Origin of the sequence: Curtobacterium sp. MCBD17_034, assembly GCF_003234515.1 — a bacterium.
In the GTDB taxonomy this organism is placed as follows: Bacteria; Actinomycetota; Actinomycetes; order Actinomycetales; family Microbacteriaceae; genus Curtobacterium.
Window position 1 is genome coordinate 404717 of record NZ_QKTN01000003.1, and the last position, 7887, is coordinate 412603.

The 7887-nt window shown below is 65.5% G+C and carries 8 protein-coding genes; 7 read left to right on the forward strand and 1 reads right to left on the reverse strand.

The genetic code is table 11. From position 1 onward, the window contains the following. Positions 1–140: 140 nt before the first annotated feature. The gene (locus tag DEI92_RS08685; RefSeq protein ID WP_111013165.1) at positions 141–1349 is read right to left on the reverse strand and encodes an MFS transporter; all 1209 of its coding nucleotides are present in this window, start codon (positions 1347–1349) and stop codon (positions 141–143) included. Positions 1350–1927: 578 nt separating this feature from the next. On the opposite strand from DEI92_RS08685, the gene nrdH reads away from it, so the two are divergent. From nrdH to DEI92_RS17030, 7 genes are all read left to right on the forward strand, one after another. Beyond that, positions 1928–2161, forward strand: coding sequence for a glutaredoxin-like protein NrdH (gene nrdH, locus DEI92_RS08690; RefSeq protein WP_111010420.1), 234 nt, complete (start codon positions 1928–1930; stop codon positions 2159–2161). 65 nt (positions 2162–2226) lie between these two features. After that, the gene (gene nrdI, locus DEI92_RS08695) at positions 2227–2643 is read left to right on the forward strand and encodes a class Ib ribonucleoside-diphosphate reductase assembly flavoprotein NrdI (protein ID WP_111010419.1); all 417 of its coding nucleotides are present in this window, start codon (positions 2227–2229) and stop codon (positions 2641–2643) included. A gap of 17 nt (positions 2644–2660) precedes the next feature. After that, a complete protein-coding gene (gene nrdE / locus DEI92_RS08700) occupies positions 2661–4766 on the forward strand; it encodes a class 1b ribonucleoside-diphosphate reductase subunit alpha (protein ID WP_111013166.1) in 2106 nt (701 codons plus the stop codon). 129 nt (positions 4767–4895) lie between these two features. Then, a complete protein-coding gene (nrdF, locus tag DEI92_RS08705; RefSeq protein WP_111010416.1) occupies positions 4896–5870 on the forward strand; it encodes a class 1b ribonucleoside-diphosphate reductase subunit beta in 975 nt (324 codons plus the stop codon). 627 nt (positions 5871–6497) lie between these two features. Further along, the gene (locus tag DEI92_RS08710; protein WP_258370137.1) at positions 6498–6746 is read left to right on the forward strand and encodes a hypothetical protein; all 249 of its coding nucleotides are present in this window, start codon (positions 6498–6500) and stop codon (positions 6744–6746) included. Positions 6747–7011: 265 nt separating this feature from the next. Further along, positions 7012–7398 carry a hypothetical protein gene (locus DEI92_RS08715; RefSeq protein ID WP_146246134.1) on the forward strand — a complete coding sequence of 129 codons (387 nt, stop codon included), beginning with the start codon at positions 7012–7014 and terminating at the stop codon, positions 7396–7398. Between the two features lie 148 nt (positions 7399–7546). Continuing rightward, on the forward strand, positions 7547–7687 hold the full coding sequence (locus DEI92_RS17030; protein WP_375342538.1) for a hypothetical protein: 141 nt from the start codon (positions 7547–7549) through the stop codon (positions 7685–7687). The last annotated feature ends 200 nt before the right edge of the window (positions 7688–7887 follow it).

Here is a 7887-nt window from a genome sequence, read left to right on the forward strand (position 1 = left end):
CGTCGGTTCATGCGGGCGCGCAGATGCTCGTGGATACGACGACATCCCCCCTGTCCGACGACGCCCGCGGTGTCGAGGACAGGCGGGCCAGCGGGGAGTGGGGCCAGCGGGTGGCCCGGGCAGGCCGCGTGCGGGCGGGCTCAGGTCGTGGGCAGATCGACCGGCTCGGTGTCCGGGATCGGCGATGCGTCCCGCCCACGGAGGTCGGGCAACCACCGCCGGGCGAACAGCGGCACGAGCACCCCGACGAAGGCCGTGACCGCGCCGACCGCCAAGCCGCCGACGGCACCGTGCGCGTCGATGAGGAAGCCGGCCACCGCGGACCCGAGCGCGGCGCCGATGAGCTGCCCGGTCCCCATCCAGCCGTAGGCCTCGGCCGTGTCGCTGAACTTGACGGTCGACGACACCGAGCCGAACATGACCGCGAGTGCGGGGGCGATGCCGCCGCCGGCGATGAGCAGGGTCAGGCACAGCCACCAGAAACTCGGGTGGACCGTCGTGAGGACGAGCCCCACGAAGACGATGACCATCCGGATCCACAGTCCGTTCGGCGCGATCGGACGGTGCCCGAACGCCAGCCCACCGCCGAGCGACCCGATCGCGAACAGGGCCAGCACGATGCCCGCGTTCGGGCTGCCGTCACCGAACGCGCTCGTCACGCCGGCCTCCACCGCCGCGCACGCGCCGATGAGCAGGAACCCGGTGAACGTGGCGACGAGCACCGACGGGCGACGGAGCACGGTGCCGAACGCGCGTTTCGAGCGGGGGATACGCACGCGGCCGACCTCGGGGGACGCGATGAACCAGATGCCGCCGACGACGAGGAACGCGATGGCGATCACGATCGCGAGCACGGTGCTGATCTGCGTCGCGACGAACGTCGTGATGACGGGGCCGGCCACCCAGATGAGCTCCTGCGCCGACGCGTCGAGCGAGAACAGCGGGGTCAGCTGCGCCGACGTCACCATCTTCGGGTAGATCGTCCGCACCGCCGGTTGCACGGGCGGAACGGCGAGACCGCCGACGAACCCGACGAGCATGTACAGCGGAACGGGCATGATGACGAACGCGACGGCGGCCATGCTCACCGCACAGACCGAGGTCGTGAGGATGAGCACCGGCCGCATGCCCCACTGGCCCATCCACCGGCTGGTGAGCGGACCGGCGATGGCCTGTCCGATGCTCGAGGCGGCCAGGACGAGCCCAGCGGCGCCGTAGGAGTGCGCCACGCGCTCGACGTGGAGCAGGTACGCGAGCGACAGCATCCCGAAGGGGAACCGGGCGGTCAGCTGTGCCGCGATGACGCGGCCGACCCCCGGAGTCCGCAGCAGGTTCCCGTACGCGCTCACCGTCCTCAGTGTACGGACGCGACGGTGCCGGCCGTGAGGGTCGACACGCGCCGTGGAGAGCGGCCCGCCGTCCACAGATGGCCGGTCGCGCACCTCCCGGGGGCGACGACCGGCGGGGCCTCGGACGGTCGTCGGTTGCCACGTCGGAGCCTCCGTCCGCCACCTCCACAACGGGGGAGGGGGCATTGCCCAGGACCCGACGCGCGACACGCCGAACCGCGAATCCCACACCCTGTGGAACACGCCCTCCACCGTTGTGCACAGATGTCGGTGGCCGGGCGGAGACTGGCGGAAATCCGGGCCTCCGAGGGGCTCCACCGGAATGCCCCACCTGTGGGGACTGTTGTGGAGAACTACACGGGTGTAACACTTCCTCTTGTGGTCGACTCCGGTGTCGGACACAAGATGTAGTATCGACCAGCCGGGACAGACCGGCCCCTCACGGGGCCGGAACGCCCCTCACCGGGGCCATCACGGACCGGCCGTCCGGACCAGGATCCGGGCCCACACGCACCAGTAGCAGCACACCGAGAACCACCGCCGGACAGCCCGTCCGGGACACCACCTCTGGGGAGATCATGGCCGTCACCGTCTACACCAAGCCGTCCTGCGTCCAGTGCACGGCGACGTACCGCGCGCTCGACAACAAGGGCATCGAGTACGAGGTCCACGACGTCTCCTCCGACCCCGCCGCGCTCGAGCACGTCAAGAGCCTCGGTTACCTCCAGGCGCCGGTCGTCGTGACCGACGACGACCACTGGTCCGGCTTCCGTCCCGACAAGATCGCCGGCCTCGTCGCCGAGATCGGCTGACCCACCGCACCCACCTGCAGGGCACCGCGCCCGCTCCTCGCCCGTCCACTCGTCGGAGGCGCGTCATGAGCCAGCTCGTGTACTTCTCGAGCGTCTCGGGCAACACGGCGCGGTTCGTCGACAAGCTCGGACGCCCGGCCGTCCGCATCCCGCTGTTCGCCAAGGAGCCCCCGCTCCGCGTCGACGAGCCGTACGTGCTCGTCCTACCGACGTACGGCGGTGGCAACGGGCGCGGCGCGGTGCCCAAGCAGGTCATCTCCTTCCTCAACGACGAACACAACCGGTCGTTGATCCGCGGCGTCATCGTCGGCGGGAACACCAACTTCGGCGACGCCTACGGACTCGCCGGCGACATCGTGGCCGCCAAGTGCCACGTGCCCGTGCTCTATCGATTCGAACTCTTCGGGACCCCTGACGACGTGCAGGCGGTCAACTCAGGATTGGATGCATTTTGGACGCAGCAGTTGCAGACGTCGATCTGACGTCGCCCGCGACGGGGATGGACTACCACGCCCTGAACGCCATGCTCAACCTCTACGGTCCGAGCGGCGAGATCCAGTTCGACAAGGACCGCGAGGCCGCCAAGCAGTACTTCCTGCAGCACGTCAACCAGAACACGGTCTTCTTCCACAACCTCAAGGAGCGTCTCGACTACCTGGTCGAGAACGACTACTACGAGCAGGCCGTGATCGACCAGTACTCGCTCGAGTTCATCCAGCGGCTCAACGACCTCGCCTACTCCAAGAAGTTCCGGTTCCAGACCTTCCTCGGGGCGTTCAAGTACTACACGAGCTACACGCTCAAGACCTTCGATGGCAAGCGGTACCTCGAGCGCTTCGAGGACCGCGTCGTCATGACCGCGCTCGGGCTCGCCCACGGTGACGAGGACCTCGCGGTCAACCTCGTCGAGGAGATCATCGGCGGCCGGTTCCAGCCGGCGACCCCGACGTTCCTCAACACGGGCAAGGCCCAGCGCGGCGAACTCGTCTCCTGCTTCCTCCTCCGCATCGAGGACAACATGGAGTCGATCTCGCGCGGCATCAACTCGGCCCTCCAGCTGTCCAAGCGCGGCGGCGGTGTCGCCCTGCTGCTCTCGAACATCCGCGAGGCCGGCGCCCCGATCAAGCAGATCGAGAACCAGTCGTCCGGGATCATCCCCGTGATGAAGCTCCTCGAGGACTCGTTCTCGTACGCGAACCAGCTCGGTGCCCGTCAGGGTGCGGGTGCGGTGTACCTGTCGGCGCACCACCCCGACATCATGCGGTTCCTCGACACCAAGCGCGAGAACGCCGACGAGAAGATCCGCATCAAGACGCTGTCGCTCGGTGTCGTCGTGCCGGACATCACCTTCGAGCTCGCCAAGAACAACGAGGACATGTACCTGTTCTCGCCCTACGACGTCGAGCGCGTCTACGGCATCCCGTTCGGCGACGTCCCGATGACCGAGAAGTACCGCGAGATGGTCGACGACCCGCGGATCAAGAAGACCAAGATCAAGGCGCGCGACTTCTTCCAGACGATCGCCGAGATCCAGTTCGAGTCGGGCTACCCGTACATCGTGTTCGAGGACACGGTGAACAAGGCCAACCCGATCAAGGGCCGGATCAACATGTCGAACCTGTGCTCGGAGATCCTCCAGGTCAACACCCCGACGACCTACAACGAGGACCTGTCGTACAACACGATCGGCAAGGACATCTCCTGCAACCTCGGGTCGCTCAACATCGCGCTGACGATGGACTCGCCCGACTTCGGCAAGACCATCGAGACCGCGATCCGTGGCCTCACCGCCGTGTCGCAGCAGTCGCACATCCGCTCGGTCCGCTCGATCGAGGACGGTAACGACAAGTCCCACGCGATCGGCCTCGGGCAGATGAACCTGCACGGCTACCTCGCGCGTGAGCGCGTCCACTACGGCAGCGACGAGGGCATCGACTTCACGAACATCTACTTCTACACGGTGCTGTACCACGCACTGCGGGCGTCGAACACGATCGCGATCGAGCAGGGCACCGCCTTCGAGGGCTTCGCCGACTCGAAGTACGCGTCGGGCGAGTTCTTCGACAAGTACACCGAGCAGGCGTGGGTCCCCGCGACCGGTCGGGTGCAGGCGCTGTTCGACGACGCCGGCATCCACATCCCGACCCAGGCCGACTGGGCCGCGCTCAAGGCCTCGGTCCAGGAGCACGGCATCTACAACCAGAACCTGCAGGCCGTGCCGCCGACGGGATCGATCTCGTACATCAACCACTCGACGTCGTCGATCCACCCGATCGCGTCGAAGATCGAGATCCGCAAGGAAGGCAAGCTCGGCCGCGTCTACTACCCGGCGCCGTTCATGACGAACGACAACCTGGAGTACTACACGGACGCGTACGAGATCGGCCCCGAGAAGATCATCGACACGTACGCGGCGGCGACGCAGCACGTGGACCAGGGCCTGTCGCTCACGCTGTTCTTCAAGGACACCGCGACCACCCGCGACATCAACAAGGCGCAGATCTACGCGTGGCGCAAGGGGATCAAGACGATCTACTACATCCGCCTCCGTCAGCTCGCGCTCGAGGGCACCGAGGTCGAGGGCTGCGTCAGCTGCATGCTGTAGCCGCCGGTCGCTGATCGCGACCACCCCCGGTCTGGAGGGACGGTGCCAGCCCGCACCGTCCCTCCAGACCGGCTCCCACCACCACATCCCATCCGCGCATCCCCACAACCCCCGAACGAGGAACCCACGTTGGTCGAGAAGCTGAAGCTCATCGATTCGGTCCAGGCCATCAACTGGAACCGCATCCAGGACGACAAGGACGTCGAGGTCTGGAACCGCCTCGTCAACAACTTCTGGCTGCCCGAGAAGGTGCCGCTGTCGAACGACGTGCAGTCGTGGAACACGCTCACGCCCGAGGAGCAGACGCTGACCATGCGCGTGTTCACCGGCCTGACGCTGCTCGACACCATCCAGGGCACGGTCGGCGCGGTCTCGCTGATCCCCGATGCGCTCACCCCGCACGAGGAAGCCGTCTACACGAACATCGCGTTCATGGAGTCGGTGCACGCCAAGAGCTACTCGTCGATCTTCTCGACCCTCGCGTCGACGCCCGAGATCGACGAGGCCTTCCGCTGGTCGGTGGAGAACCCGAACCTGCAGAAGAAGGCGTCCATCGTGATGGACTACTACAAGGGCGACGAGCCGCTCAAGCGCAAGGTCGCGTCGACCCTGCTCGAGTCGTTCCTGTTCTACTCGGGCTTCTACCTGCCGATGCACTGGTCGTCGCGCGCGAAGCTGACGAACACGGCCGACCTGGTCCGCCTGATCATCCGCGACGAGGCCGTGCACGGGTACTACATCGGCTACAAGTTCCAGAAGGGGCTCGAGCTCGTCACCGAGGCCGAGCGGCAGGACCTGAAGGACTACACGTTCTCGTTGCTCTACGAGCTCTACGACAACGAGGCGCAGTACACGCAGGATCTCTACGACGGCGTCGGCCTGACCGAGGACGTCAAGAAGTTCCTGCACTACAACGCCAACAAGGCGCTCATGAACCTGGGCTACGAGCCGATGTTCCCGAAGAACATCACCGACGTGAACCCGGCCATCCTCTCGGCCCTGTCGCCGAACGCCGACGAGAACCACGACTTCTTCTCGGGGTCGGGTTCGTCGTACGTCATCGGCAAGGCCGTGAACACCGAGGACGAGGACTGGGACTTCTGATCCCGAGCGCTTGCTGATCCGGCGGCGTCAGCGCTCCGCCGCTCCGAGCCCGAGTGTTGGATGGCACCCATCATTGAGTATTTGCACCAAACGTTGTAAATCGCCGCTCGTGGCACAACCGACTCTGGGTGACGTCATCCGAGATTGGGCGTAGGCAGCCGGCGAGCTCGAGCCAGGAGCGCAGCGTCCTGCGGGCTGAGGGGAGAACGCACGCGGTGGTCGCGACGGTACAGCGCTGCGCGGCTCCGTGGTACTCGGACGCTCTCGAGGGGTCGGCACACGATCACGGTGGCACCCCACGGAATGTTCTCGCGGTTCGTCGATAAGCCGTGGGCCGCCCTTGTCGTCCGCCAGCTAACTTGTCCGACTGCCACTCAACGTGTCTGAAATACGAAGACGGACACGTTGTTTGGCAGCGCGGGCGGCGCACGTCCATGGCGGGTCGGCCAAGCCTTCATTCGTCGCGAGGCGTCCGAATGGCGTGCGCCAACTGCAAAAGGTCGCGGACCACCTATGTGAGACGGGGCACGCCTTGGACTAGGGCGGCAGGAGTCGGGGCCACCTGTAAACATCAGGACGGCCACTGGAGGACCGGCTAAGGGACAGCGAAGTCCTACACTCCCCCTCGTGAGCAAACGCAGTCCGAAGCCACCCTTCTTCCGACGCCCGAAGCCCTATGCAGGCGAGGAAGTCTGGATCGTCCAGCACGACGATTCACCGCACAACACAGTCGTGGGCGTGTTCGCTACAGCCGACGAGGCAGACGCCTTCATGGACACGGTCAAGGATGACTACGAGAACGGCGTCATCTGCTCGAGTTTCCCGATTCCATATCGGTCCACCGATGGCGCCGTCCGGTACCAGGCTAAGGACTGATGTCGACGTTCAGCAGCCGATTGACTACCAGGCAGCGTCTCGACGCGAATTTGCGCTGGAGAGTGCGCCTTGTTTGGTCGCGATCGCAGGGACCTGCGTCACCACCGCCCACACAACCAAGACAAGGATGGCGAGGAACGCGGCACCCCTGCGGAAGGCGGAGTCGACCGTGATCGAGTCCAGGCCCGCTGTCCGAGCTTCAGCTGGGTGGCGGAGGCGGGACGTCTCCGTCGGCTAGTGTCTATCTACGTGAAAGGGGCCGCTCGTGGTCGATCCAAGGACGAATCTGATTCCCGGCCCGACTGCAAGATGGCTGCTGTTCGCGCGGGTGTGGATGTTCGGAATCTTCTTCGTCGACATGCTCACCATGCTCGCGTTCGCGATCTTCGACTTCTCGGCCCTGCGCAATCCTGCCTGGTACGTGATCATGTTCCCGCTGATCGTCGCCTTCGCCATCTCGAATGTCTACTACGCGGTGGTGAAGAAGCGAGAGCTCGCGCAGGGCTACACCACCCTGCCGATGGACTTCCCGAATACTGAAGTGCGCGATCCCGCGACAGGGAACGTGCTGAACGCTGCGGGCCAATCGCTTCCCGACGACTTCAGTCTCAAGCGCGCCCGGGCCGAGTACGCACGCTCCCAGGGTGTCTGAGACCTCAACGGCGGGACAACGCTGCTCGGCCCCGTTGGCGACTGATCGGATCCGGTCCACGCCTGTCATTAAGTAGGAGGCCCTGGCAGCAGCTGAAGCGGCGACACTTCTCGCCCTGGGCATCGGCGCTGCCGTCCTCTCATGGGTTCTGGACGAGGCCGCGAAAGCCCAGCGCGGAACGTTGCTGCAGGTACACAAGCTGAACGCACCAGCGCGCCGCTTGTACGAACGGCTCGGGTTCGTTCGGTTCGACGATACAGAGACGCATCACCTGCTTCGACACGAGTGAATCCAACGTCCCGGCGAGGGATCGCTCACTGACACGGGGCTGTCAGCGCAGCGCGTCGATGAAGGTGGTGGCAGCGGTGAGCGCCTAGCTGTACTGCCCAGGGACGTTGGTTGTGTTGCGACGACTCGCTGTAGTCGTTGGGATGTGAGAAGGACCTCCTGCAGTGGAGTGGAGCTGTCTAGTTCACACACTCTCCGCAG

Coding starts and splice junctions, on each gene's coding strand:
- nrdH (WP_111010420.1), top strand. CDS start 1,928: ATGGCCGTCACCGTCTACACCAAGCCGTCCTGCGTCCAGTGCACGGCG.
- nrdI (WP_111010419.1), top strand. CDS start 2,227: ATGAGCCAGCTCGTGTACTTCTCGAGCGTCTCGGGCAACACGGCGCGG.
- nrdE (WP_111013166.1), top strand. CDS start 2,661: ATGGACTACCACGCCCTGAACGCCATGCTCAACCTCTACGGTCCGAGC.